General features: G+C 37.4%; 27 protein-coding genes and 12 tRNA genes. 34 read left to right on the top strand and 5 right to left on the bottom strand.

The annotated features are described in order from the left end of the window. Window positions 1–197: 197 nt before the first annotated feature. From ABC228_RS18850 to ABC228_RS18835, 4 genes are all read left to right on the top strand, one after another. On the top strand, window positions 198–896 hold the full coding sequence (locus tag ABC228_RS18850) for an ABC transporter ATP-binding protein (protein ID WP_345826720.1): 699 nt from the start codon (window positions 198–200) through the stop codon (window positions 894–896). Continuing rightward, window positions 893–2284: a hypothetical protein gene (locus ABC228_RS18845; RefSeq protein ID WP_345826719.1), complete on the top strand. Its 1392-nt coding sequence runs from the start codon at window positions 893–895 to the stop codon at window positions 2282–2284. The genes ABC228_RS18850 and ABC228_RS18845 overlap by 4 nt, the downstream gene beginning before the upstream one ends. Before the next feature lie 295 nt (window positions 2285–2579). Further along, window positions 2580–2954, top strand: a complete 375-nt coding sequence (locus tag ABC228_RS18840; RefSeq protein ID WP_345826718.1) for a YppG family protein — start codon at window positions 2580–2582, stop codon at window positions 2952–2954. Window positions 2955–3147: 193 nt separating this feature from the next. After that, window positions 3148–3876: an alpha/beta hydrolase gene (locus tag ABC228_RS18835; protein ID WP_345826717.1), complete on the top strand. Its 729-nt coding sequence runs from the start codon at window positions 3148–3150 to the stop codon at window positions 3874–3876. Between the two features lie 29 nt (window positions 3877–3905). On the opposite strand, the gene ABC228_RS18830 is transcribed toward ABC228_RS18835, so the two are convergent. Further along, the gene (locus ABC228_RS18830; protein WP_345826716.1) at window positions 3906–4760 is read right to left on the bottom strand and encodes a DegV family protein; all 855 of its coding nucleotides are present in this window, start codon (window positions 4758–4760) and stop codon (window positions 3906–3908) included. Between the two features lie 67 nt (window positions 4761–4827). After that, window positions 4828–5742: a DMT family transporter gene (locus tag ABC228_RS18825; RefSeq protein WP_345826715.1), complete on the bottom strand. Its 915-nt coding sequence runs from the start codon at window positions 5740–5742 to the stop codon at window positions 4828–4830. Window positions 5743–6205: 463 nt separating this feature from the next. Here ABC228_RS18825 and cshA point away from each other — a divergent pair, with 463 nt between their 5' ends. The 3 genes from cshA to ABC228_RS18810 all read left to right on the top strand — a co-directional run bounded on the left by cshA (window position 6206) and on the right by ABC228_RS18810 (window position 9642). After that, window positions 6206–7678, top strand: a complete 1473-nt coding sequence (gene cshA, locus ABC228_RS18820) for a degradosome RNA helicase CshA (RefSeq protein WP_345826714.1) — start codon at window positions 6206–6208, stop codon at window positions 7676–7678. Between the two features lie 70 nt (window positions 7679–7748). Beyond that, window positions 7749–8228, top strand: coding sequence for a PH domain-containing protein (locus ABC228_RS18815; protein WP_345826713.1), 480 nt, complete (start codon window positions 7749–7751; stop codon window positions 8226–8228). Then, window positions 8218–9642: a PH domain-containing protein gene (locus ABC228_RS18810; protein ID WP_345826712.1), complete on the top strand. Its 1425-nt coding sequence runs from the start codon at window positions 8218–8220 to the stop codon at window positions 9640–9642. The genes ABC228_RS18815 and ABC228_RS18810 overlap by 11 nt, the downstream gene beginning before the upstream one ends. 32 nt (window positions 9643–9674) lie before the next feature. Here ABC228_RS18810 and ABC228_RS18805 read toward each other — a convergent pair whose 3' ends face one another. Then, complete coding sequence (locus ABC228_RS18805; protein ID WP_345826711.1) at window positions 9675–10436, bottom strand: rhomboid family intramembrane serine protease; 762 nt, start codon at window positions 10434–10436, stop codon at window positions 9675–9677. A gap of 145 nt (window positions 10437–10581) precedes the next feature. Here ABC228_RS18805 and acpS point away from each other — a divergent pair, with 145 nt between their 5' ends. The 14 genes from acpS (at window position 10582) to ABC228_RS18735 (ending at window position 22546) form a co-directional block, all read left to right on the top strand. Then, complete coding sequence (acpS, locus tag ABC228_RS18800; protein ID WP_345826710.1) at window positions 10582–10935, top strand: holo-ACP synthase; 354 nt, start codon at window positions 10582–10584, stop codon at window positions 10933–10935. Between the two features lie 1025 nt (window positions 10936–11960). Next, a complete protein-coding gene (locus tag ABC228_RS18795; protein ID WP_345826709.1) occupies window positions 11961–12980 on the top strand; it encodes a LolA family protein in 1020 nt (339 codons plus the stop codon). A gap of 190 nt (window positions 12981–13170) precedes the next feature. Then, entirely contained in the window at window positions 13171–14292 is a 1122-nt protein-coding gene (gene alr, locus ABC228_RS18790) for an alanine racemase (RefSeq protein ID WP_345826708.1), read from the top strand. Window positions 14293–14467: 175 nt separating this feature from the next. Continuing rightward, window positions 14468–14752, top strand: coding sequence for a CopG family ribbon-helix-helix protein (locus ABC228_RS18785; RefSeq protein ID WP_345826707.1), 285 nt, complete (start codon window positions 14468–14470; stop codon window positions 14750–14752). A gap of 3 nt (window positions 14753–14755) precedes the next feature. Further along, window positions 14756–15112, top strand: coding sequence for a type II toxin-antitoxin system PemK/MazF family toxin (locus tag ABC228_RS18780; RefSeq protein ID WP_345826706.1), 357 nt, complete (start codon window positions 14756–14758; stop codon window positions 15110–15112). A gap of 185 nt (window positions 15113–15297) precedes the next feature. Next, a complete protein-coding gene (locus ABC228_RS18775) occupies window positions 15298–16203 on the top strand; it encodes an RsbT co-antagonist protein RsbRA (protein ID WP_345826705.1) in 906 nt (301 codons plus the stop codon). Continuing rightward, window positions 16175–16531, top strand: coding sequence for an STAS domain-containing protein (locus tag ABC228_RS18770; protein WP_345826704.1), 357 nt, complete (start codon window positions 16175–16177; stop codon window positions 16529–16531). Before ABC228_RS18775 ends, ABC228_RS18770 begins: the two co-directional genes overlap by 29 nt. Window positions 16532–16535: 4 nt before the next feature. Further along, complete coding sequence (locus tag ABC228_RS18765; protein WP_345826703.1) at window positions 16536–16940, top strand: anti-sigma regulatory factor; 405 nt, start codon at window positions 16536–16538, stop codon at window positions 16938–16940. A gap of 81 nt (window positions 16941–17021) precedes the next feature. Further along, window positions 17022–18032 carry a PP2C family protein-serine/threonine phosphatase gene (locus tag ABC228_RS18760; protein WP_345826702.1) on the top strand — a complete coding sequence of 337 codons (1011 nt, stop codon included), beginning with the start codon at window positions 17022–17024 and terminating at the stop codon, window positions 18030–18032. Window positions 18033–18112: 80 nt separating this feature from the next. Further along, window positions 18113–18445 (top strand): anti-sigma factor antagonist, encoded by a 333-nt coding sequence (locus tag ABC228_RS18755; protein ID WP_345826701.1) that lies wholly within the window; start codon window positions 18113–18115, stop codon window positions 18443–18445. After that, the gene (gene rsbW / locus ABC228_RS18750) at window positions 18445–18921 is read left to right on the top strand and encodes an anti-sigma B factor RsbW (RefSeq protein ID WP_345826700.1); all 477 of its coding nucleotides are present in this window, start codon (window positions 18445–18447) and stop codon (window positions 18919–18921) included. The genes ABC228_RS18755 and rsbW overlap by 1 nt, the downstream gene beginning before the upstream one ends. Continuing rightward, a complete protein-coding gene (sigB, locus tag ABC228_RS18745; RefSeq protein WP_345826699.1) occupies window positions 18893–19681 on the top strand; it encodes an RNA polymerase sigma factor SigB in 789 nt (262 codons plus the stop codon). Before rsbW ends, sigB begins: the two co-directional genes overlap by 29 nt. A gap of 6 nt (window positions 19682–19687) precedes the next feature. After that, entirely contained in the window at window positions 19688–20275 is a 588-nt protein-coding gene (locus ABC228_RS18740) for a PP2C family serine/threonine-protein phosphatase (protein WP_345826698.1), read from the top strand. Window positions 20276–20377: 102 nt separating this feature from the next. Continuing rightward, complete coding sequence (locus tag ABC228_RS18735; protein ID WP_345826697.1) at window positions 20378–22546, top strand: Tex family protein; 2169 nt, start codon at window positions 20378–20380, stop codon at window positions 22544–22546. A gap of 43 nt (window positions 22547–22589) precedes the next feature. Here the strand turns inward: ABC228_RS18735 and ABC228_RS18730 are convergent, their stop codons facing one another. Further along, window positions 22590–24083 (bottom strand): catalase, encoded by a 1494-nt coding sequence (locus ABC228_RS18730; protein WP_345826696.1) that lies wholly within the window; start codon window positions 24081–24083, stop codon window positions 22590–22592. Between the two features lie 337 nt (window positions 24084–24420). Between ABC228_RS18730 and ABC228_RS18725 the strand changes: the two genes are divergently transcribed. The 13 genes from ABC228_RS18725 to ABC228_RS18665 all read left to right on the top strand — a co-directional run bounded on the left by ABC228_RS18725 (window position 24421) and on the right by ABC228_RS18665 (window position 26415). Beyond that, the gene (locus tag ABC228_RS18725) at window positions 24421–24876 is read left to right on the top strand and encodes a SprT family protein (RefSeq protein WP_345826695.1); all 456 of its coding nucleotides are present in this window, start codon (window positions 24421–24423) and stop codon (window positions 24874–24876) included. A 305-nt stretch (window positions 24877–25181) separates the two neighbouring features. Next, window positions 25182–25256 (top strand) — tRNA-Asn (locus tag ABC228_RS18720). Between the two features lie 3 nt (window positions 25257–25259). Beyond that, window positions 25260–25350 (top strand) — tRNA-Ser (locus tag ABC228_RS18715). Window positions 25351–25359: 9 nt separating this feature from the next. Then, window positions 25360–25431 (top strand) — tRNA-Glu (locus ABC228_RS18710). A 29-nt stretch (window positions 25432–25460) separates the two neighbouring features. Next, window positions 25461–25537: transfer RNA gene (locus ABC228_RS18705), tRNA-Asp, on the top strand. A gap of 9 nt (window positions 25538–25546) precedes the next feature. Continuing rightward, window positions 25547–25621: transfer RNA gene (locus ABC228_RS18700), tRNA-Gln, on the top strand. An 81-nt stretch (window positions 25622–25702) separates the two neighbouring features. After that, window positions 25703–25778 (top strand) — tRNA-Lys (locus ABC228_RS18695). Window positions 25779–25787: 9 nt separating this feature from the next. Continuing rightward, window positions 25788–25872, top strand: a tRNA-Leu gene (locus ABC228_RS18690). A gap of 32 nt (window positions 25873–25904) precedes the next feature. Next, window positions 25905–25989: transfer RNA gene (locus ABC228_RS18685), tRNA-Leu, on the top strand. A gap of 75 nt (window positions 25990–26064) precedes the next feature. Then, window positions 26065–26141: transfer RNA gene (locus ABC228_RS18680), tRNA-Arg, on the top strand. Between the two features lie 8 nt (window positions 26142–26149). Beyond that, window positions 26150–26226: transfer RNA gene (locus ABC228_RS18675), tRNA-Pro, on the top strand. Window positions 26227–26257: 31 nt separating this feature from the next. After that, window positions 26258–26331, top strand: a tRNA-Gly gene (locus ABC228_RS18670). A 10-nt stretch (window positions 26332–26341) separates the two neighbouring features. Next, window positions 26342–26415, top strand: a tRNA-Ile gene (locus tag ABC228_RS18665). A gap of 5 nt (window positions 26416–26420) precedes the next feature. Here the strand turns inward: ABC228_RS18665 and ABC228_RS18660 are convergent. Next, on the bottom strand, window positions 26421–26614 hold a 194-nt coding region (locus ABC228_RS18660), incomplete at its 5' end, for a hypothetical protein (protein WP_345826694.1).

Raw genomic sequence — 26614 nt, 5'->3', positions numbered from 1 at the left:
TATTTTATTAAATAACAAAATTCCGGAAAAAGCTAGACTTTTTTTGAATAATTTACACCTTTTTAACAAAAAATCCTTAAAAATCGACAAAAATGGGTATGTAATATTCGGATTTTGCTATAATTAGTATGTTATATATTTAAAAACGAAACCTTTTGCATTAAAAAAACGTAAATTGTAGTAGGAAGGTGACAAAAATGAAGCTATTAGACGTAATTAACGTAGATGTAAAAATTAAATCTTCTAAACTGCTAGATAATATTTCCTTTACAATGGAGGAAGGATCTGTATTGGCATTAGTTGGTCATAACGGAGCTGGGAAATCCACCTTAATGAAGGCGATTATGGGAGTGCATGAGAAAACTGCTGGTGAAATAATGATGAAAGAGAAATATAACCAGGATACTAATTTTCTAGAATATAAACAGTTAATTGCTTTTATACTAGAGGAACCCTTATTAATGTCCGAGTTAACAGCGATGCAGCATTTTCAGTTGTATGGAAAAAGCTATCAAATGGAAGAAGCAGAATTAAAGAAGCGAATAAATCGGTATGTTGAGGGATTTGAACTGCAAGGGAAATTAGATGAATACCCTGAATCGCTCTCAAAAGGAATGCGTCAGAAGGTACAAACTATTTGTGCCATGCTACCAGATGCGCCGCTGTTATTAATTGATGAACCCTTTATGGGACTAGATATCTATGCAGTGGATTATTTCGAAGCGATATTGAAAGAAAAAATTGCGAATGGTACTAGCATCTTATTAACAACCCACCAATTAGACCGCGTGAAAAATATTGCTAATCAATTTATCATGCTTCAGGAAGGAAAGGTTCTACATAGTGGACCGATTGCTGATTTTGAAACGATTAAAAGGAGATCAGACAATCAATGAGACACCCTTCTACATGGCAAGCGTATCGATTCATTCGAAAAAATAGGTTTATCAAGAAAAGAAATATCATGAAAATGTTAGTTGGCCTATCTATTGATAAAACGACCGCGATCTATTCATTAATAGTAGGTGGGTATGTTTTTGCTGCAATATTCATTTTTAACGATTATTTACAAATTTTTAAAGATGAGTTCGTATTTATTGAGCGGACAGCGGAAGAACGCTTTTGGTTGATTTTAACGATAGTGCCACTTCGTTATATTTTCCAATCATTTCGTCATCCAGGAATATTATTTACGAGCTCTTTCTATCAACTAGGAATGCTACCACACGCACTAAACAAAATCGGTTTTCTTTGTATTGCGGAGAAATGGCTAAAGCAATTGTTGATATACAGTGTCATAAGTGCTGTTGTTATTTTATTAACACCATTAAATACAGTCCTCGTACTAACGTATTTCGGTTTGTTCTGGTGTATTGAGCTTTTTATGACGATTCCGCAATGGAAGCTATTTCAAGCAAATTTCGTAATAAAGTTAGCTATTTTGTTAACGGTGATGCTTTTAAATGTTCTTGGGACCATAACCAATCAGAGTCAACTAGTCAGTATTATTGTTTTTTCAATCGTAATCATTAGTAATATCCTTCTGTTTAAAAAAATGTATTCAGGAATAAATTGGGGAAGGGTTACAGAAGTAAATGATTATTTAGTTTGGAGTATGCCAATGGTTGCGAGGGCAACGAAGGTGAAGTTTAAACGACAAAGAAGATATAATTTATTTCAAAATAGATCATCCAGGAAAAGGCCTTTCCGCTATACAGAGGCATCCATTCATAAGCGTTTATGGATTCAACATATTAGGGAGAATATCGAATTAATTGTAAAAGTAGTTGGGACATTATTTATCGCATTAGTGATGTTGAATTTTGTGCATCATTTCGTGGTGTTAATTGGCATCGCCATTAGTATCCATGTCTATACAACTTTCATGGCTAGCCTGTTCGTAGACCGATTTCAATCAGGGATTGTACAAGTACTGCCTTGGGATGTAGGTGGCTACCAAAAAACAGTGAAGCAATGGGTGTTTTATGGAGCGATACCTTTATTAATTCCTACTATTATTTTTGCCATTATTCATTTCCAGTGGTGGAGTCCAATTTTTATTTTGTTAGTGATTGTCACAGCAGTATTTAACTATACCATTAAAATGGGAAATGCAGCGGCTATTCTAGATAAGAAACTTGGGGCTTTGAAGGTAAAGGATGTCCTATCATTTTTAATGTTAGGCTTCATTGTATTGTGTGAATACGATCCGTCCTTCGCATTAATATCGATGGGGATATTGCTAGTTGTTATCTATCGTTCTCGAAGGAAGCACAAGCTTTAACAAGGTGCTTCCTTCTTGTTAAGTAAAGAAAGATAAATTTTTGGATGATTGCTTTCCTTTAAAGGTACAGACACATCCATCACCAGCGCCCAGTGGCTAGCGTGACTTCCCTCGTCTTCGTACGATAAGTCAACATCGGCTTCCTTTGGTCACCGTGTTTTCTTTAACTCCTACGGCACAGTCCAGTCCGTATGTCTCTACGCAGGGCGCTTAGCTTTTGTTCTTTTTACACACGATTTAGTAGACGTTTGCATAAATTATAGTAAAATGCTTAAGGGAAAGGTAGTGTCAGAAAATGCAATTTAGACATTCGCCGTTTCAACGACAATTTCAACCCTATAACCAACAGCCAATGCAACAGCAATTTTATTCTACTCCGCAAGCTCCTTATCAAGCTATGTATCCGTATCAGCAACCACAAACTCCTTTCGAGCAGTTTGCGAAGCCCCAGCAGCCAGCTGATTGGTACAACACTAACCAACAAAATCAAACGTATAATCAACAGGCCTATGGTAATCCTTCGCAAGGTGCAATGTCTCAATTCCAAGACGAAAATGGGCAACTTAATTTAGATAAGGTACTTACGACAGTAAGTCAATTTGCGAATACTTATCATCAAGTCTCTCCAATCATTAAACAATTTGGATCGTTTATGAAAACTTTTCGTTAATAGATAGAACAGGGCTATAAGAGTGTTGGAACAGTTATTAAGAAGCTAACACAACTATTAAAAGTGGGGATATGAGTTCCGTTTGTAATATTTCGTGTGATTTTAGGGCAAAAGAAAAAAAGGACTTTTGCTTTTTTGGGGTGTTAAGGAATTCCTTGTTAGGCATCGAGAATTTCATAAAGGAGATTTTGCCATGATTGGTTGTTTGATTATACACGGATTTACAGGTGGTCCACACGAGTTAGAGCCACTCACAAAATACTTACAAGAAAAGACAAACTGGCATATTGCTGTTCCAACCTTACCTGGACATGGGAGAGAGCTCGCACTTGAAAACGTGTCCCATCGAAGTTGGATTGAGACAGCTGAAGCATCATTAAAGCGATTAAAGGAAAAGTATGATGAGATATACCTTATTGGGTTTTCAATGGGTGGTATGATTGCTGCTTATTTAGCTGCCAAATATCATGTTGATAAGCTCGTATTATTAGCAACTGCAGGTAAATATTTATCATTCAAACAGATTGGTGTGGATTTAGGAGAGGTAATAAAGGATAGCTTTACTGGAAAGCTAAGTCAGAATAAGTTATATCGTCACTATAAACGGAAGTTGGGTAGTGTTCCACTGAAAGCAAATATTGAATTTTTAAAGCTTGTTCGTTTGACCAGAAAATATTTGAAGAGCGTTGAATCTCCAGTACTGATAGCACAGGGGCAAATGGACAGTATGGTCCCTTATAAAACTGCATACTATCTTGATAAAGAAATCCCTGCCGCGCGAAAAGAAGTAGTGTTTTTTGAACGATCTAGACATCTAATATGTTTAGGGAATGATAAAGATACGTTAAATAGAATGGTTCATGAGTTTCTGGTGAAAGCAGTAGAAACCCAAGCTCAAGAACTCTATCCAGATACCGTATAGAAAAAAACAGGTTGGCATTTGCCAACCTGTTAGTCTTTAAAGAAGGAAATAACGAGTGCGCCTTCGCCACCATAGGTGGAGATGAGAGGGCCGGTTTCAGTTAAGTATGTCTCTTTGAATTTATATTTTGCTTTTATTTCAGCTAAGACAGCCTTTGCACGTTCTCCTGCATTACAATGTGTCATGACTAAAATTTTATCTTCGAAAGTCCGTGCATATTCTCCGATTTGCTCAACGAATCGTCGAATAGATTTTTTCTCGCCACGAACCTTCTCTGTGACCTCGATTGTTCCTTCCTCACTTGCTTTCATTAGAAGCTTTATATTTAACGTTTTAGCTAATGTCCCTTTTACTTTATCCAGTCTACCGCCCAACACTAAATTTTCCAGTGTTTTCAACACAAATAATGTTGTAGTATGTTTGACCTGGTTTTGTAAATGGTCAACAACTTCTTCGTATGAAAAGTTCTCTTGGATTTTGCGATAAGCCTCAGCTAACAATACGGCCTGACCACAGGAAGCAGTTCTTGTATTAATGACTTCAATTTTTCGATTGGGTTCTTCCTCGAGCAGCATATTTCTAGCTGCAACAGCATTTTCATACGTACTGCTCAAACCTTTTGATAAGCTCACCATGATAATAGGATCAGAAGGATTAACTTGCTTATAGCCTTCGTAAAAATCATTAGGACTCGGTGCTGCAGAACGAGGCAGCTCTTTTGTTTCCTCAATTTTTTTATAGAAGCCAGCTATGTCTAGGTCAACCCCACTTTTATATTGTTCATCCTTGAAGTTTAAATATAGTGGAATAACGTTAATATCGACTAAGTCAGTCAGTTCCTTTGGTAAATCTGCACCGCCGTCCGTCATTAACTGGATTGTCATACGATCACCTATTTCTTTCATTAGTAGTTTCTTTATTATAGCGTGTCTTAAGATGTAAACATAGCTTTTAACTCGATGAATTTTTATGGTGGATGGTAACACGTGATTTTCGGGTTGTACTTACAATGAATAAAAATAATCCAAAAATAACAATGGTTCCACCTAGCCATTGAGACCAAGTAACTCTTTCATTTAGAATCACATAAGCAAGTATTGTGGCACCTATAGGCTCAAAAACAATAGCCATACTAATAGTGGAAGTACTTAACCATTTCAGGGCCCAATTAAATAAGGTATGACCTAAAAAGGTCGGGATAATCGCTAGCGCTAGAAATATTAGCCAGGTGTTGCTGGAGTACCCAACAAAGGGATTTTGTAATACTAAATTGTACAAGATTAAGGTAATCGAGCTTACACCGTATACTACAAATGTATAAGTCATTAAGGATAACCTTCTACGCACGTTTTGTCCCATTAAAAAATATGCAGTAATTGCGATAGCTCCAATAAAAGCTAGAATATCGCCAAATAATGCAATCCCGCTTATTTGAAAGTCCCCCCAGCTAATGATAACACTACCAAAAAGGGCGATTACCATACTTATAATGGCACCGGGCGTAAAGCGTTCTTTAAAAAAGAGATAAGTACCTAAAAAAGCAAATATTGGTTGTAAGGTAACGAGTACAACAGAGCTAGCTACAGATGTATAATTTAAGGATTCAAACCAGAGAATAAAATGAAATGCTAAAAACACACCTGCAAAAATAGATAAAAGCCAATCTCTTCTTTCGATTTTTTTAAATTCATGCCGGTAATTTATAAAAATAAATGGTGCCATTAATAGCACGGCAATGAGCAAACGATAATTCGCGATGATAGCTGCTGGTGCATCATCTGCTAATTTAACAAGTACAGCTGATGTTGAAACAGAGATAACACCTATTACGACTGCAGCATATGGATTAAATGGAGGGACTCTCATCTTATTGCCTCCTAGTATATGTATGGTTGATATAACTTATATTTGCTAAAGAATCAAATGCTATACTTTTTTTATTTTAGCATGTTCGTGCGTAAAAATCATATTGTAACTAGCTTGTATTAAACGTAGTATGTTATCATTAACTAACGGTTAATTTGCCACGGTGCTTATCGTCTGATAAAAACAGACTTTTATGTAGCTCTCCGGGTATGCGGAGATAGAATGAATGATGAATTCATCGGCTTTTCTCTTTGGATAAGCCTTTTTCCGGTTAAAACAAAATTTATACGGATCATTCCAATATCTAAATTTCGTGTTGGGAAAAATATGATTAGCCTACAACACGTAAGTTTTAATTTAATGGATAAGATAAGATAAATGGGTGATGTGATTCTCGGTACAAGCATCACGGCAAGTTCAAGCGCTAATACAATAAATATTTGCATAAAGGAGAAGTAACAGCGTGACAACATTTAATGAGTTAGGTATTTCAAATCCTATTATGAAATCTTTAGAAAGAATGGGTTTTGAAGAAGCAACGCCGATACAGGCGGAAACAATTCCTCTTGCTTTAGAGGGTAACGATGTAATTGGGCAGGCGCAGACTGGTACTGGTAAAACAGCTGCATTTGGTATCCCGATGATTGAAAAAATTGATACGAAATTAAGAAAGGTTCAGGGGTTAGTAGTTGCCCCTACAAGAGAACTAGCTATTCAGGTAGCGGAAGAGTTGAACCGACTTGGTAAATTAAAAGGAGTTCGTTCACTTCCGGTTTATGGTGGTCAACATATGGACCGACAAATACGTTCATTAAAAGATGGACCACACATTGTCGTTGCAACACCAGGAAGATTATTAGATCACTTTAGAAGAAGAACTGTCCGTACAGATACTGTAAAAACAGTTGTGTTGGATGAAGCAGATGAAATGCTAAACATGGGCTTTATCGATGATATTCGCGAGATATTAAAGCAGGTTCCAAGTGAAAGACAGACCTTGCTATTCTCTGCAACGATGCCTAAGGAAATTCGAGATATTGCAACCAATCTGATGAATAGTCCGAAAGAAGTTAAAGTAAAAGCAAAAGAAATGACAGTCGAAAATATTGATCAGCATTTCGTTGAGATTCCAGAAAAATTTAAGTTTGATACGTTAACGAATCATTTGGATATTCATAACCCTGATTTGTCTATCATATTCAGTAGAACAAAAAAACGTGTGGATGAGATTACAGAAGGCCTTCAAGCAAGAGGTTTTCGAGCTGAAGGAATTCATGGTGATTTAACACAAGGTAAACGTATGTCTGTTCTGAATAAATTTAAGAATGGTCGTGTGGATGTGCTTGTTGCAACAGATGTTGCGGCTCGTGGTCTAGATATTTCCGGTGTGACACATGTATATAATTTCGATATTCCACAGGACCCAGAAAGCTATGTACACCGAATCGGTCGTACTGGTCGAGCGGGACGTACTGGTGAAGCAATATCATTTATTACGCCTAGAGAAATGGCGCATTTACGATTAATTGAAAAAGTAACGAAGAGTAAAATGAAGCGTATGGTTCCGCCGACGAACAAAGAAGCTCGTCTCGGACAACAACAAGTAACAGTTGAAAAAATTCTTAAGACAATTGAACGTAATGATCTTGAAGCGTATCACGAAACAGCCAATGAATTATTGGAAGAGCATGATTCTGTAACGATTGTTGCAGCAGCATTAAAGATGCTAACGAAGGAAAGAAGAGATGTTCCAGTACAAATTTCTTCTGTAGCTCCAATAAGTGTTAAAAAAGCACAGCAGGAAAAAGGTAGATCAAATAACAAGCGTCACTATGGAAAACGTGGTCAAGGCGGTGGTCGCAATCAAGGCGGAAACCGTAATCAAGGTGGCCGCAACCGTAAAGGTAATTTCCAAAAACGAAGAAATCGTGACTAAGCATAGTTAAACATCTAGAAAAAGCTCCTTATTGAATGGGAGCTTTTTTTTAGAGGTAAGGGGGAAAAATATGAGAAATCCACCAATACATACCATTTCGCGTGATGCGGTCAAGGCTTGGCGTATCACTGCAGGATTATATGAGTCTATATCTTGGTTGTTAACCATTGCGGGCTTTGTGCTCTATGTCGTTATTGACTTTCCATTATGGATTGTGCTAATAGCGCTCGGGGTAACATTGGTTAGTACTTATTTCGTGGTTTATTTGCTGCCGAAGCTTAGATGGAAGCGATGGAGATACGAAGTGTTTGATCAAGAAATCTATATTCAGCACGGAATTCTCGTTGTATCAAGAACCATTATTCCTATGATAAGAGTGCAGCATGTTGAGACGAAGCAAGGTCCTATATTAAAGAAGTTCGATTTAGCAAGTGTATCCATATCAACTGCTGCTACAACTCATGAAATACCCGCTCTTTCGAATGAAGACGCTTCGGATTTAAGGGACCGTATTTCTGCTTTAGCTAGGGTGGATGAAGATGATGTCTAATCCGATGCGATTACACCCCGTGACAATCGTATTTAATCTCATAAAAGGAATAAAGGATTCCATTTTTCTTTTTGTATTAGCGTTTGTAACGCTATTTGACGGGTACCTATTGTATGCGATTCTGGCTATATTAGTCTTACTTACTGTAATCTTCCTCACAAGTATTCTCTCTTGGCGTCGCTTTACTTATTTGATAGAAGGTGATGAGCTTCGATTGGAATATGGGATATTTGTAAGGAAAAAACGCTTTATATCCAAAAACAGAATTCAATCCATTGACTTAACACAAAGCATCATACATCGTATTTTTAAACTAGTGAAAGTAGAGATTGAGACTGCAGGAACTGGGTCAGAGGCGGAGGCATCCTTGTTAGCGGTAACGCTTGATGATGGTGAAGCACTTAGACAAGAGCTAAAGTCTATAAGAGTCGAAGAGCAAGAGGAATATGACAAGCGTGATTATCCGCTTCAAACAATCGATAAAAGAAGTTTAATTCTTGCTGGAGCAACCTCTGGTAGTGTTGGTGTATTAGTAGCCATTGCCGGTTTTGTTTTTTCTGAGATTGAGCGTTTTATCCCAACTGGGTTTTATGATAATGCCTATAAATGGGTCGTTGGTTTGGGATTACTGGTATTAGTGCTGATGATTATCGGGGGATTACTACTTCTTTGGTTACTAGGGATTGCAGGTACGGTAATCAAGTACTGGAACTTCACCATTTCGAAAGTGGAAGACGATTTAATTATTACACGTGGTTTGTTGGAGAAAAAGCAAATAACTATTCCATTAAAAAGGATTCAAGCAGTTGGGTTTTCAGAAAACATCATTAGACAGCCTTTTGGATATGCAACCGTAATTGCAGAAATAGCAGGTGGATCCAATGAAAAGGGTGAAGATTTTTCAACTGTATTATTTCCGATTATGAAAAAAGAGGAGATTGCCTCTTTTTTAGGGGAATTTCTAGCGGATTATCAGACAACGCAGAGTGCCATTCAAGTTCTTCCAAAGCGGGCAAGGAAGTATTACCTTTTCCGAGCGGTTATACCTGCAATTGTATTAGTAGCAGCAGTACTGTACTTCCTGCCGCAATTTTCCTGGGTTCCAATTCTGTTTCTTATCGTCAGTATCTACCTAGGGATCCTTCGACACCGTGATGGTGGTTATAGCTTAGAGGGAAAGAAATTAATGATTCAATATCGATTGCTTAATAAAGTGACCATGGTTATAAACCATAAGCGAATACAAGCGTTTAATAAAAAACAGCATTTCTTACATAAGAAATCAGATCTGGCAACACTCAGGCTATCCATTGTAGGCAAAATGGGGCTTGGTAAGCATTACACCATTAAAGAGTTAGAAGAGCTTGATGTCGATGGATTAGCAGAGTGGTATTCATATCGAAAAAAAGACTGATGGGCGGTAATATACCCATCAGTTTTTTGATGCTATAGGAACTTGCTTATTAGTCCGATGACTACTAGTATTCCAATAATAATCCAAAGCGCATTTTGTCTTAGCTTTTTAACGTGTCGCTTCTTTTTCCACCGATTCGGATTAAATTGTATTTCTTGATCATCACGGTATCGATAGTTTCTCCACGGTGAATATGGTCTTGCTTTTATCAACACGATAGGTGCAAGTAGAAATCCAGCTATAAACCCAAAAACATGGGCGTATTGGTTAATTCCTGGTCGTATAAAGGTCATAATCATCCCGATGATAAAAATGACCATAACAATCTGTGCATTTTGTGAATCAATTAAATGCTTTCGGAATGCCACCATAAATACATACATTCCAAAAAGGCCAAATATGGCTCCAGATGCCCCTACATGGACATACCCAAAGGATGGGTTAAGAATAAAGGTAGCGATATTGGCGAGTATGCCAGCACCTAAATAAGCGAACAGAAATTTTACTTTTCCTAGCATTTGTTCTAATGCAGGACCAAATAATACAAGTGAAAAAGAATTAAAGAGCATATGGGTAAATCCGGCATGTAAGAATATTGGTGTAATAAATCGCCAGTATTCGCCATTATGAATCCCAAAGTGACTACCTTTACCTAAGTCATATAACTGTTCGAAAAACGGAATTGGTAGTAGCGTATGCAAAAACCAAATTACAATATGAATGATGACAATGACCGAGACAACAGGGTAAAATTGAATAAATTCTTTTATGCTTTTTTCATTGCGAATAAACATTGCTTCCCCTCTTTCTAAAAGTGCGGGTTACTAGTAATGCATGATATTGGTTATGATAATAGTATGGTCACTATTAGATTACTATAATACTAAATTTACATAAAACGATATGTTAAGGAAAAAGATTATGTTGGGAGATAGGCGGATGATTAAAGGGATTGGAATCGATATTATTGAATTGAAAAGAATACAAAAAAGTATGGAGAATGAACGTTTTGTTAATCGTATCTTAACTGAAAAGGAAAAGGAAAGCTATATTCAACTAGACAATCGAGCTAGAAAGGTAGAATTTCTTGCGGGAAGGTTTGCCGCAAAAGAAGCCTTTGCTAAAGCAATGGGAACAGGTATTGGAAAGCTGAGCTTTCAAGATATCAGTGTGTTAAACAATCGGTTAGGTGCCCCGTTTATCGATATTACAGTAACAGAAAAAATGAATATTTTTGTATCAATTAGTCATAGTAGAGAATATGCAGTAGCGCAAGTAGTTATCGAGATGTAAATCAAGTAGTTTCATGTATCTTCTGCATAATTGCAAAGGTTGTCTCATATATTTTAGTGCGGGCAGAAGGGGACAAATTGTATTTTTTCACCGTAAAGAAATGTACATTAAGGACCGTTTTCCCATGCGAGAAGTAGACGAATAAGTAAGTAATGGAAGGAATGAAGGAGCGAGATTGTGCCTGAAGAGGTTTCGAAACAGTCATGATAAAAGGGTTATGCTGTGGGCGAAAGTATTGCTTGGATAAAGGTGGTAATAATTTGCAATGAAAACTAGTTTTATTTCTCCTCAATTAACCCGATGCTTGCAAACAGATAAAGCCATTAATATGGAATAAGCACACGATTTTTATACGGTGGCTTATTTCTAAAATGAAGGGTATCTATCGAAAATGTCGGGCAGCTTTCGAACAATTATCTGGCTGTTTTAGGGAATTGTAGTTTTGTAATACAGAGTCTGCTAATCAAGTTAATGAAAGTTTGTTGTCACTTAAGTGGACTAGTAGAACAGTAACAGTACCTTTCCGATGTATTCTCGACCGTGAAGTACGAATTACACGGCCAAGTGGTAGCATCTGGCACAATTTGTATTTGATTTTCTTGGCTTATTCGTATTAACCTGTTTAACGATTTTCTGAAAATAAATCCTGTAACAGGTCCGTCAAACGATGAAATTGTCAGGGGAAAGCTGTTTCAAACTGGACTTGCTATTTGTGTATTACAAGTTGGGCTTGTTGAATGGGAGAGAATGTTGGATGAATAATTATAACAAACTAGTGCTTCTATCTGTTCTGGTGATGTTTGAAACAACAACTTTTCGGTAATGCTTGCTCACGAATATGTCTACTTGCGCATGAAAAATGGGTCTTACAGATTGGTTAGAAGTATTCCTAACAGGTAACAATGTTTAGGGTCTGCCAATTGTTTATTGTGTATTCTTTCTAGGAAGGTGAATATGTTCCCTTTGTATAAATCGTAAAACCTACTACGTTTAGGTTTGGAATTTTTGACAAGGGAGATATGTCCATGACAAAAAAATCAAGTATATGGATGATTTTTGTATTCGGCTTAGTACTAATTCTTGCTGCATGTGGAGAAAAGTCACAAGAGGATGTTGTAAAAAAACTAGGTGAGAATATGGAAAGCTTATCTGGATACAAAGCCAATGTAGAAATGAAAATGAATACTGGGCAAGAAGCACAAACTTATAAGATTGATGTGTGGCATAAGAAAGAAGATTTTTACCGAGTAGCGCTTTCCAATAATCAAGAAGATAAAAGCGGACAAATCATCTTAAAAAACAAGGATGGCGTTTTTGTCTTAACACCAGAACTGAAAAAGAGCTTCAAATTTCAATCTGAGTGGCCAGAGAACAGTAGCCAGCCATATTTATATCAATCACTTATTGAGGATATCGTCAATGATAAGGAAGCAGAATTCACAGCAGATGAAAAACACTACATTTTTAAGACAAAGACAAACTACCAGAGTAATAACAACTTACCGTATCAGCAAATCTATTTTGACAAAGAGAGCTACACACCAACTTTAGTGAAAGTATTAGATACGGATGGTAATGCTATTGTGGAAGTGAAATTTACAAGTTTTGAATTAGATCCTAGCTTTAGTGATAAAGACTTTGAAATTGAACAAAATATGGCAAGTGCAATGCCAGAGGACCTTCCAACATCAGGTGATGGAATGCCAGAAGAGCTAAGTGTTATGGTCCCTGTCCAAACAGCTGGAGCGGAATTAGAAGACCGCGTAGAGGTAGAACTGGAAGATGGTAAACGTGTCATCTCAACTTACACTGGTGAAAAAAGCTTTACATTAGTGCAAGAGAAAAGAAATGTCGTTGAGACCCTTACTTCTCCTGTAGAAGTGGAAGGGGACATCGTTAATTTAGGCTTTGCCTTAGGAGCTTTATCTGAGAATGCGGTGGAATGGGATTACAATGGAATGAACTTCTACTTAGCAAGTGATCAGTTAACAAAAGAAGAATTATTAGAAGTAGCACAATCCGTCCAGGGACAAGAAGTGAAATAATGTGAAGCTTCATTTAGTGTGGGTTAGTCTTAGGTGAGAGAAATGCAGCGATAATGCTTAGTCTGCATTTCTCCATCCCCACTGGATGGTAGTTGAATATGTGGGGGCAGGCTCGGAGATAGGGGTCTGCTTTTATTTTTTTATATAGTATAATAGATACAATGTTTAATTAAGAAAGGAGCTATCTTTTGTGGTAGAAAATATGTATCGTGAAACCTGGGCAGAAATAAATCTTAACGCAATTGAGTATAATATCAAGCAAATAAAGGAAAAACTACCGCAAGATAGTAAAATTATTGCAGTTGTTAAGGCGGATGCATATGGCCATGGGATTATTCCAATTGCTAAAAAAGCACTCCAATCTGGTGCTACTGCATTAGCTGTTGCTATTTTAGAAGAGGCGATGCTGTTAAGAAAGGCATCCATTGACGTGCCAATATTAGTTTTAGGATGGGTTCCACCTCGATATGCATCAGTAGCAGCATCCAATAATATCACCTTAACGGTGTTCCAAAAAGAATGGATTGAAGAAATAGCGAGTCTCTCCTATGAGCCACCATTAACTATTCATCTAAAAGTAGATACTGGTATGGGAAGAATAGGAATTCGTTCGCGGGAAGAGTTAATCAATCTATTGCAGGTGTTACGTAAGAATCAACATATTCAATTATCTGGTATCTTTACACATTTTGCGACAGCAGATGCAAAGGAATTGGATTTTTATCATGAACAGACAAAAAGATTCGAAGAGATATTAGCAGTTTTTCATGAAAATTGGTCAGATTCCGTAAGCGTTCATGTAGGAAATAGTGCAGCTTCTATACGTTTCCCAGAAAAAATGCATAATTATATTCGTTTTGGCATATCCATGTATGGGTTGTATCCTTCAATAGATGTTAAACAAGAAGACAATATTACGCTAAAAGCAGCCTTTTCATTACATAGCAGATTGGTTCATGTGAAAAGAATAGCAAAAGGTGAATCAGTTAGCTATGGGAAAACCTATGTCGCAAAAGAGGATGAGTGGATTGGTACCATACCAATTGGTTATGGTGATGGCTGGAATCGCAAGCTACAGGGAGCTAGTGTGCTAGTTAATGGCAGGAGAATGCCTATCGTTGGGCGAATATGTATGGATCAAACAATGATACGGTTAGACCAATCATATGATATTGGAACGAAGGTTACATTAATCGGTGAGCAAGAAAGTGAGCGTATTGAAATGGATGAGATTGCGAGTCACCTCGATACGATTAATTACGAGATTCCATGTATGATTAATGAACGAGTACCTAGGGTTTACATCGATTAACCTACCTGATAATGGTAATGTTAACAAGAATTTCAAGCGGCCTAGTCAAAATACCTACTTTTTTTCTTGAAAGTGCTGATAAGCCTTTGCAATTACGTCTATACAATGATATTATTAAGTTTGATTAAATGGATATATATAACGGTCGTTCAACAGTTGGCGGAGGTGCTTGGTTTTGTCAGAGAGCTTACAAGAAATTATGGTACGGCTACCAAAAAACCTACTAAATGAGGTGGATGGATTAGTGAAAAAAGAAAATAGAGATCTTAGTGATTTCATTTGTCAGGCAACTCGAACCTATTTAGAGTCAAAAAAAGAAGAATATGTTCAAAACTTCTATAAATCCATGCAAAAAGGCTATCAAGAAATGGCAAGAATAAATCTCTCTATTGCTTCGGAAGCTTTTCAAGCTGAAGAGGAGGCTGAAGTTACCCTAGAGCGCTCTGTGATCGGGGTGTAGAATTTGATTGTTCAAAGAGGCGAAGTGTATTTCGCTGACTTATCCCCTGTAGTTGGATCGGAACAAGGGGGCGTTCGTCCTGTATTAATCCTCCAAAATGATATTGGGAATCGATTCAGCCCAACCGTTATTGTTGCTGCAATTACAGCTCAAATCCAAAAGGCAAAATTGCCTACTCATGTAGAGATTGACGCAAAACGATATGGATTTGACCGAGATTCTGTTATTCTTTTGGAGCAGATCCGTACATTGGATAAACAGCGCCTAACAGATAAAATTACGAAGCTAGACAACGAAATGATGCAAAAGATAAATCATGCACTGGAAATAAGTCTAGGACTTAAAGATATGTATGGTTAATAAGAACTCATAGTTTATTATAAAAAATACTATGAGTTTTTTTATGTGTATTGGTAGTTATCTGAAAATTTTTTGATTATAATTAAGTTTGTATTATCTAAACTTTGTCGTGTATATAGTTGCATTAAAAACGGTATCATGTGACAATATTTATAATGTTTTCGTTATCGGGGGGAGTGCGGGGGATGAAAAGAAACCTACGAGATATTGCGATTGAAAATAGTGATCAAATTGTCCAGGAGTGGTTGAAGCAAATAGGTTCATTAAAAGAAGTTAACTACACTGCTGACATATCAGAGGAATTGTTTGACAGTAATAATCGCGAATTTGTTGGGGTTATTTTTAATAGTATTAAAGAAAATGGATCTACCAAGATTATTGAGGAGTTTTCCGGGAAAATTATTCATCTCGGATGGCCGTTGAGTTATATTACAGACGGGCTTCAGGTGTTTAGAAGCGTGACAATTAATACAATACTTAGTAAATTAGAAAAAGTAGATGCAGAATATATTTCAGAGGTCTTAAATAGCGTTGACTCATGGGTTGAACCAATTATTAGACAGCTTGTTAATGAATATTCGGTTAGTTGGGAGCATGTCGTTTCCCTACAGCGAATAGCGTTACAAGAATTATCTGCACCTTTAATTCCAGTTATGGATAATATTACAATCATGCCACTAGTAGGTACGATTGATACAGAACGTGCGAAATTCATTATGGAAAACCTTTTAGAAGGCGTGATGCGTCATAATTCAGAAGTAGTCCTGATTGACATAACAGGTGTTCCGGTAGTAGATACAATGGTTGCACATCATTTATTTCAAGCGACCGAAGCGGTAAGGTTGTTAGGAGCGAAATGTATACTTGTAGGCATACGACCAGAAATTGCTCAAACGATTGTTAATTTGGGAATTGATTTCTCGAAGCTACCAACGAAAAGCTCACTCAAAAAAGGTTTTCTACTAGCTCTAGAAATAACGAATAAGTCAATCGTTGAGCTTGATAAAAAACTAGAAAGTGTCGAAGAGTTATTAGGGACTAGTAAAGGAAGTGAAGGAAGTTATGAGAATACCAATATTGAAACTACATAATTACTTATTAATTTCAATACAAACAGAGTTAGATGATCAGACTGCCATTCAATTCCAAGAGGATTTATTGAAAGAAATACATAAAACAGAAGCCTTGGGAGTTGTGATTGATTTAACATCTGTTGAAGTAATTGACTCCTTTATTGCGAAGGTGTTAGGGGATGTAGTTGCGATGTCAGATTTAATGGGGGCGAAAGTAGTCTTAACGGGTATTCAGCCAGCAGTTGCCATGACGTTAATTGAATTAGGTATTCATTTAAAAAATGTTTCAACTGCTTTGGACCTTGAACAAGGTTTATTTAAACTCCATCAGGAATTGGGGGAATAAATCCATGAATTCCCAATGCTTTGTAACTTCCATTCATAAGGAATGGGATATCGTGGCAGCACGTCAAATGGGGCGTGAGCTTGCAAAAAAAATTGGATTTGGTACAGTGGACCAAGCCCGCATAACCACTGCAATATCTGAACTTGCCCGTAACATTTATTTATATGCTAGTAAGGGACAAATTAAATTTGAAGTTATCGAGTCTTTAGAACAAAAAGGAATTAAAGTTGTTGCAGAAGATTCAGGGCCGGGAATTGAGGATTTAAGTCAGGTAATGGAGGATGGATTCTCAACTTCGGGTGGTCTTGGTGCAGGTCTGCCAGGTGTTCGAAGACTGATGGATGAATTTGATATCATATCTGAAATTGGAAAAGGTACGATTATTAACACCATTAAATGGGTTCGGTAACCTATTTTAAAGTAGTAATCTGTCGTCCTACTTATCATTAATACTTCTTAAGTTCCTTTTTATAGAATAGGAGAGGCCATGATGGATACGAAAAGCTTAAACGCTCAAGACTATATTGATTTAGTAAAAGCTTATGTTGAAACACAAGATGAGAAAACGCTTTATGATGCGGAACAGATTGCGAAATCTTTTATAAAGAATAATATCTTACCCGAAGAAATAGTGAACTTACATATACAGGCACTGCTTGAAATATATCCTGATCTTAAGGATGATATTCAAGCATCCATGAAATTCTTGCTAGAGGCAATGATTATGTATGGCCTAGCCCATCAGGAATATCAGCAGCTTAGAGAAAAGCAGCTAGAAATCAAATCAGAAATTCTTGTAGCAGCAAGAATGCAACAAATGCTGCTTCAATCAGACATACCAAAAACGGAAGCGTTAGATATTGGAGTCATTAGTGTTCCTGCAAACCAAATGAATGGGGATTACCATCATTTTGTAAAAGGAAAGGATGGCTCTATTGGTATTGCTATTGCAGATATTATTGGAAAAGGGATTCCTGCGGCGTTATCTATGTCCATGATTAAATATGCGATGGATAGTTTTCCGGAGAACTTGATGTCAACGGATACAATTCTGGCTAGTTTAAATCGTGTTGTAGAACGTAATGTTGATCCAAGTATGTTTATTACGATGTTCTATGCGCAGTATAAGCCGAACACAGGAAAGCTATATTATTCATCGGCAGGACATGAGCCGGGCTTTTATTATAATAGTCATTCGAATAATTTTGAAGAGCTTGAAGCTAAGGGGCTAGTGTTAGGCGTGAATCCTGATACTACTTATATGCAATATGAGTTAAAGCTGGAAAAAGACGATTCAATAATCCTGTTAACAGATGGTGTTACGGAATGTCGTAGGGAAGAGCAGTTCATTGAACGTGAAGAAGTGTTAGAAGTCATAAAGCACTATATCCATTTACCAGCACAGGAAGCAGTGAACCAAGTATATAGACATTTTGAACGTTTACAAAATTTTCAATTAAGGGATGATTTTACCTTAGTTATTTTGAAAAAAATTGTTTAAGGTGTTTGGTAATAGGGTACTGAAGTATACGCAGCATGCTGATGGTACAACAATGTCAAGTTGTGTATAGGGGGAATATTATGAATCTACAAATTCACATCGAAGAAGGAAATGACAAATCACATGTTCATTTGTCCGGAGAGATTGATGTTTATACAGCACCAAAATTAAAGGATGCACTAATCCCACTGACGAGCAAGCAAGGCAACACCATAGAAGTTAATTTGGAGCAAGTTAAGTATATGGACAGTACTGGCCTAGGTGTATTTGTTAATGCATTAAAGTCTTCCAAGGAAAATGGAAGCAAGTTAAAGCTAATAAACCTTCAGGATAGGGTGCTTCGTCTGTTCCAAATTACAGGATTACAAGAAATAATGGATATTAATGCTACGATTCGAGGTGTTAATGAGTAATGGAATCGTTTGATTTTATTGAAATGAGGTTTCCGGCAAAAGCAGAATATGTTGGGGTTATTCGTTTAACAATTTCTGGTATAGCAAATCGAATGGGTTTTACGTATGAAGATATTGAAGATCTAAAAGTTGCTATGTCAGAGGCGGTGACAAATGTAGTTGCACATGCTTATCGTGAAGAGGATGATGGAGAAGTTACGATTGGATTCGGAGTATATGAAAACCGATTAGAGTTAATGGTGGCTGATCATGGTGGCAGCTTCGACCTAAATGAAGTTAAGGCAGAAATTGGTCCGTACGAAAGTACTGAGTCTGTTGAAAACCTTCGAGAAGGGGGTTTTGGTTTATTTCTAATTACTGCATTAATGGATAAGGTTGAAATTAATAATAACTCAGGTGTCATTGTATTAATGACCAAGTACCTGGATGAGATTGAGGTGGGGTTTAATGACGGCCACGTCTCAACCAGACAATAAAGGGCGGGATAAGGTATACGAGTGGATTGACCACCTTCAACAGCATCCTACCGATGAAACGATTCAGCAAAATGTAATTGATATATATCAAGACCTTGTTGAATCTATTGCTAGAAAATATTCGAAAAATAGTATGATACATGAAGACCTTGTGCAAGTTGGAATGATAGGTTTACTTGCAGCAATTAAGCGTTTTGATGCCTCGTTTGGAAAGACTTTTGAGTCTTTTGCGATACCAACCATTGTTGGAGAAATTAAACGGTTTATTCGTGATAAGACATGGAGTGTACACGTCCCTAGAAGGATTAAAGAATTAGGTCCAAAAATTAAAAAAGCCGTTGATGAACTCACCACTAACAATCAAAAATCACCAACCATTCAAGAAATAGCTAATTATATCGGAGTGTCTGAGGAAGAAATACTTGAAACAATGGAAATGAACAAAAGCTATCAAGCATTGTCAGTTGATAGAACCATTGAAGGTACCTCAGATGGAAGTACAGTTGCCATATTGGACATGATAGGAACAAATGATGCAGGATACACAGAAATTGATCAGAGGATGTTATTAGAAAAAATACTTCCAATTTTAACGGATCGAGAACAACAAATTATTCGATGCACATATTTTGAAGGTATGAGCCAAAAGGAAACGGGTGAATTACTAGGAATTTCACAAATGCACGTTTCAAGATTACAACGTAGGTCGTTAAAAAAACTCCGTGATGCAATCAATTCAGATAGTGCGGAGGTATTATAAATAGAAATGAATAGGGTAAAAGTATCGGTTTTTCAAGAAGCGAAGAACGGCAATGTAGAATGTGGGGATAGTTATTATTATCAAGAAACAGATGAGGGATTTATTTGTGCCCTTGCTGATGGCCTTGGAAGTGGGCAATATGCCAAGGAATCCTCTAAGATTGTTATTGATATAATAGAAGAAAATTTCACGCTAAAGCCGGAAGAGCTTATCGTGAAATGCAATAAGCAATTAATCGGCAAGCGTGGTGCTGTCCTAGCAATTTTTAAAATGGATTACGTGGCACATGCGTATACGATATCTTTAATAGGGAATATTGGTGTCATGTCGGTCTCTGGTGACAAGAAGCGAAAGTATATTCCAATTGTAGGATACTTATCGGGATGTAACAATAATCTAAAGGTTATTCGAGAACCTTTAGAGGAAGAAATGAACTTCATTATGTATACAGATGGTGTTACGAATCAAGATTTATCACAAAATTATTTTTACGATAAGGATGTTGAAAGAATCACCAAGTGCTTTGCTTTAAAGAATGATGGTCCTAGAAAAGATGATACGACATTAATTGCAATACACTATAATAGAGCATAAGACTGGCCAAATCTGCCAGTCTTTTTTGTTTTGGTAGGGACGGTTGTGGGATTTATAGGATTTTTTTGATAAAATAATAATGGTGTAAAAGGAGGAAGTAACGTGTCAACTGAATTGGAAAAAGAGTTATCCCAATGGGTTTCAAAAGAAACAAATGTAAATTCAATAACGGTAAATAAAGTCATCGCTTTGTTGAAAGAAGGTAATACCGTACCATTTATTGCGAGATATCGTAAAGAAGTAACGGGTGGACTTGATGAAGTTCAGATTAAGTCGATACAAGATAAATGGCAATATGCATTTAATTTAGCTGAACGAAAAGAAGAGGTTATTCGTCTCATTGATGAACAAGGTAAACTTACGCCGGAATTAGAATCGGAAATCAAAAAAGCAACACAGCTTCAACGAGTAGAGGATTTATATAGACCATATAAGCAAAAACGTAGAACAAAAGCTACAGTTGCGAAGGAAAAAGGATTAGAGCCATTAGCTGAAGTTGTATGGAAACAACAATCAATTGATATTCAGGCTGAAGCTGAAAAGTACTTATCGGAAGAACATGATTTACATACGATTGATGATGTATTGGCAGGCGTAAATGATATTCTAGCTGAATGGATTTCGGATGAGCCGGAATACCGAGAGTATATTCGTAAGGAAACCTTTAAGCGAGGTTTAATTCAATCAGACGTCAAGAATCAGGAGAAGGATGAAAAAAGCATTTATGAGATGTACTATGAGTATAGTGAAGCGGTGCGATCTATCGTTTCACACAGAATACTTGCGCTTAACCGTGGGGAGAAGGAAGACATATTAAAGGTTTCTATTAATCCTCCAAATGAGGCGATAATCTCGTACTTAGAACGAAAGATTATGAAGTCAAGTACAAGTGAAGCCATTCGAATGATTATAAAGGCTGCTATTGAGGACAGCTATAAACGCTTAATACAGCCTTCCATAGAGCGTGAGATTCGTGGAGGTTTATCGGAGAAAGCGGAAGAGCAAGCGATTTCCGTATTTGCAACAAATCTTAAGAACTTATTATTACAACCTCCGTTAAAAGGGCGAACAGTATTAGGTGTCGATCCTGCATTTCGTACTGGGTGTAAACTTGCGGTAATCGATGAGACAGGTAAATTGCATCATGTAGGGGTCATGTATCCAACTGCCCCGAAAAATGATATTGTTGGAGCCGAAAAAATAGTATTATCGTTTATTAAACAGTATTCCATCGAGTTAATTGCGATTGGAAATGGAACAGCATCTAGAGAAACTGAACAATTTATTTCAGATGTTATTACCAAGCAAAACCTTGATATTCCTTATATTATTGTCAATGAAGCGGGAGCAAGTGTTTACTCCGCCTCAGAGCTAGCGAGAGAAGAATTCCCTGATTTACAAGTGGAAGAAAGAAGTGCGGCATCGATTGCAAGACGGGTACAAGACCCATTAGCGGAGTTAGTTAAAATTGATCCGAAATCGATTGGTGTTGGACAGTACCAACATGATGTGGGCCAGAAGGCTTTGAATGAGTCCTTAACATTTGTTGTTGAGACTGCAGTTAACCAAGTGGGGGTAAATGTAAACACAGCATCTGCATCATTACTTCAATACGTCTCTGGGCTTAGCAAAACCGTTGCAGCCAATATTGTTAAGCTTCGAAATGAAAATGGAAAGTTTAGTAATCGAAAACAGTTAAAGAAAATTCCAAGATTAGGTGCGAAAACATATGAGCAGGCAATAGGCTTCTTAAGAATCATTGATGGTGAAAACCCACTTGATCGGACACCAATCCATCCAGAAAGCTATGCTCATACTGAAAAACTATTGGCAATGCTTGATTGTAAGATAGAGGATATTGGTTCTGAATTACTAAAGGAGAAGCTTCAATTACTTGATAAAAAAGAAACCGCGGTAAAGTTAGATGTTGGGGAACCAACCCTAGTGGATATTATTGAGGCATTAAGTAAACCAGGACGGGATCCTCGTGATGAATTTCCACAGCCATTATTGAAGAAAAATGTGTTATCCCTAGAGGATTTAAAGCCTGGTATGGAATTACAGGGAACAGTTCGAAATGTAGTTGATTTTGGGGTGTTTGTTGATATTGGAGTTAAGCAGGATGGGTTAGTTCATATTTCAAAAATGTCGAACACATTTGTGAAACATCCGATGGATATTGCATCTGTTGGTGATGTTGTAACCGTTTGGGTAGAAGGAATTGATGTTAATAAAGGTCGAGTAGCTCTGTCTATGATAAAGGAAAACTAAAGTAAAGGGTACTGCGTTATAGGCAGTACCCTTTTATTGATTATTATTCTACATCACTAGCGGCTTCAACTTCATTCATTGGAATGCCAAGTGCATTCGCAACACCTTCGCCATATGCAGGATCTGCTTTATAGCAATTGTTAATATGTCTTAATTGAATATCCTTTGTAGTGCCATCCATTGCACGTGCTGTGTTTTCGAACAATCTTTGTTGCTCCTCAGCACTCAATAAACGGAATAATTTACCTGGTTGTTCATAGTAGTTATCATCATCTGCGCGGAAGTCGTAGTAATCCGCGTCTCCACCAAGCTGTAATGCTGGTTCTTGATGCTCTTTGCTATCTTCCCATTCACCATATTTGTTCGGGCTGTATGATACTTGACCACCAGAGAATGGGCAAACTCTCATTGCGCCATCTCTATGATATGGCTTGAAGTCTTTAACGTTTTTAGGATAGTTAACTGGAATTTGCCAGTGATTTACACCTAAACGATAACGTTGTGTATCACCATAAGAGAATAAGCGACCTTGAAGCATTCTATCAGGTGAGAACCCAACACCAGGAACGATATTAGTAGGTGCAAATGCTGCTTGCTCAACCTCTTCAAAGTAGTTGTCAGGATTACGGTTTAATTCTACTTCTCCAACTTCAATTAATGGGAAGTCTTTTTTATACCATACTTTTGTTAGATCGAATGGATTGTATGGTAAGTTTTTAGCTTCTTCATCAGTCATAACCTGGATGTAAAGCGTCCATTTAGGATTGTCACCACGTTCAATTGCTTGGTATAAATCTCGTTGGTGACTTTCACGGTCTTTACCAACTACTGTTTCAGCTTCTTGGTCTGTAAGATTATGAATACCTTGGTGAGAACGGAAATGAAATTTAACCCATACACGTTCATTGTCAGCGTTGATTAAGCTATATGTATGGCTTCCGAACATATGCATTTGTCTATAGCTAGCAGGTAGACCACGGTCACTCATAAGGATTGTTACTTGGTGAAGTGCTTCTGGTAGAGAACTCCAGAAATCCCAGTTAGCTTGTGCATTATGCATATTGGTTTTAGGGTCGCGTTTTACGACGTGATTTAAGTCAGGGAAACGCTTTGGATCTCTAAAGAAGAAAACAGGTGTGTTATTACCAACAATATCCCAGTTACCTTCCTCTGTGTAGAATTTGATAGCTGTACCACGGATATCGCGCTCAGCATCTGCAGCTCCACGCTCACCAGCTACCGTTGAAAAACGGATGAACATATCTGTTTTCTTACCGATCTCAGAGAAAACTGCTGCTTTCGTATATTTTGAAATGTCGTGTGTTACGGTGAAAGTTCCATATGCACCAGAACCTTTAGCATGCATACGACGTTCAGGAATAACCTCACGGTCGAAGTGTGCTAGTTTTTCAAGGAACCAGAAGTCTTCCATTAATAGAGGTCCTCTAGCGCCGGCTGTTTTTACATCATCATCATTTGGTACTGGAGCGCCAAACGCTGTGGTCATTTTTTTCTTGCTTTGCTCTTTTTCACTCATTAAATATGTCCCTCCTGTATAAAATTCACTAAAAATAGTATCATAGTAATTATGAGATTACTAAATAGATAGCTTTGAGTAAAATCCTTTTCGAGGATGTTTGTATAATAGATGAATCTTTAATCTAGTTGAAAAAAGATTTTCTCATATTTTACTTGTAATCCTCCTTTCATATTTTCATATAAGGTATTCACTCATATACCTAATTATAAACGATTATATTTAAAAATCAATATTTAATTATAATTATTTTAAATAAATATTTAGTATATATAAATGTAATACGGTTTACTTGCGTTATTTTAATACATAAAAGTAATAAAGGATGTATTCGCAAATGAAGCTTTTAAATGAGAAAGAACTATATCAATTGGTAAATAATATCTCTATGGAGTTTTTTAATAAGCCTTTTATAGACGAAGTAACATTTAACAATCGGCTTCGGACAACAGGGGGGAGATATTTGCCTGCTAAAAGAACAATAGAGCTTAATCCTAGGTACTTTATGGAATCGGATAAAAGTGAATTCATAGGAATTATTAAACATGAGCTTTGTCATTACCACTTACATATAGAAGGTAAAGGTTATAAGCACCGTGATCCTGAATTTAGATTATTATTAAAACAAACCGGATCTCCAAGGCATTGTAGTCCACTTCCGTCTAATCAAAGGGAGAAGAAGCATCATTATATGTGTGAAAAATGTAGCCACATTTACAGGAGAATTAGAAGGGTAGATGTAAAGAAATACCGATGTGGTATTTGTAGCGGGAGGTTGAAGAAAGTAAATTGATTTGGAGGCTGACCAAACATGATTTAATTTTTTGGTAAATATACTAATAGGTAAGAACTTGGGCGTAATAAAGTTTATTTATTCAGACATGAAAAATAGATTGACGAAATGATTTTACCGTGTTAAATTATATAAAGTCTTAACAAAAGACATGCTACAAACAACGACGAAAACATTCTGTAGGTTACAAAAAGAGTTTTGAAACTGCTTGACATTGTTTTTGATATATAGTATGCTATTTTTCGTCGCTGATAAATTATTCTACAGTAGGCAAAAGCTTAAAAGGCTTTTCAAAATTATATTATTCCACAGTAGCTCAGTGGTAGAGCAATCGGCTGTTAACCGATCGGTCGTAGGTTCGAATCCTACCTGTGGAGCCATATGGAGAAGTACTCAAGTGGCTGAAGAGGCGCCCCTGCTAAGGGTGTAGGTCGGGTAACCGGCGCGAGGGTTCAAATCCCTCCTTCTCCGCCATTTTTATATGGCCCGTTGGTCAAGCGGTTAAGACACCGCCCTTTCACGGCGGTAACACGGGTTCGAATCCCGTACGGGTCATTTATCCTTACAAATGTAATAAAAAGAAAGGTCCGGTAGTTCAGTTGGTTAGAATGCCTGCCTGTCACGCAGGAGGTCGCGGGTTCGAGTCCCGTCCGGACCGCCATTAAATTGTTGGGCTATAGCCAAGCGGTAAGGCAACGGGTTTTGGTCCCGTGATTCCCAGGTTCGAATCCTGGTAGCCCAGCCAATTTTGCGTTTGTGAGATGTTTAACAAACTCAAAGGATAATAGAAAGAACATCTTCTATTTTAAAGAATAAATTATTTAATGAGCCATTAGCTCAGTCGGTAGAGCATCTGACTTTTAATCAGAGGGTCGAAGGTTCGAATCCTTCATGGCTCACCATTATATATTGCGGGTGTGGCGGAATTGGCAGACGCGCTAGACTTAGGATCTAGTATCTTCGGATGTGGGGGTTCGACTCCCTTCACCCGCACCATATCCTTATCAAAATAGAACTTCGTTTTTGATGCGGTCGTGGCGGAATGGCAGACGCGCTAGGTTGAGGGCCTAGTGGGAGTTAAATCCCGTGGAGGTTCAAGTCCTCTCGGCCGCACTAGTTCCAGTTATTGGTATTTAAAAAAGCTTGATATAATACGTTGAATATGTTATTCTAATAAACGTTGCTCTTGCGCCCGTAGCTCAATTGGATAGAGCGTTTGACTACGGATCAAAAGGTTAGGGGTTCGACTCCTCTCGGGCGCGCCACTTTATATCGGGAAGTAGCTCAGCTTGGTAGAGCACATGGTTTGGGACCATGGGGTCGCAGGTTCAAATCCTGTCTTCCCGACCAGTGCGATCTAGTTCTTCTATATAATTTATATGCGGGTGTAGTTTAATGGTAAAACTCCAGCCTTCCAAGCTGATGTCGAGGGTTCGATTCCCTTCACCCGCTCCATTATTACTATGGGCCTGTAGCTCAGCTGGTTAGAGCGCACGCCTGATAAGCGTGAGGTCGGTGGTTCGAGTCCACTCAGGCCCATCATTCTAAAAAAAGAATGAAATTATTGTTGACATAATACAGGCAACGTGATACGATATAAAAGTTGTCGCTAAAAACAACAATGAAGATTTTGCTCCTTGAAAACTGAACAAAACAACCAGTATGTCAAGAAAAAACATACCCTGTTTTTTCGATAAAAGAAATACAGAAGCTAGCGCTTCTTTGCTAAGAAACAACC

It is taken from the genome of Ornithinibacillus xuwenensis (genome assembly GCF_039614845.1).
Lineage (GTDB): Bacteria > Bacillota > Bacilli > Bacillales > Amphibacillaceae > Ornithinibacillus > Ornithinibacillus xuwenensis.
The sequence above is the reverse complement of the archived record's forward strand: the minus strand, read 5'-3'. Positions and strand labels throughout refer to the sequence as shown.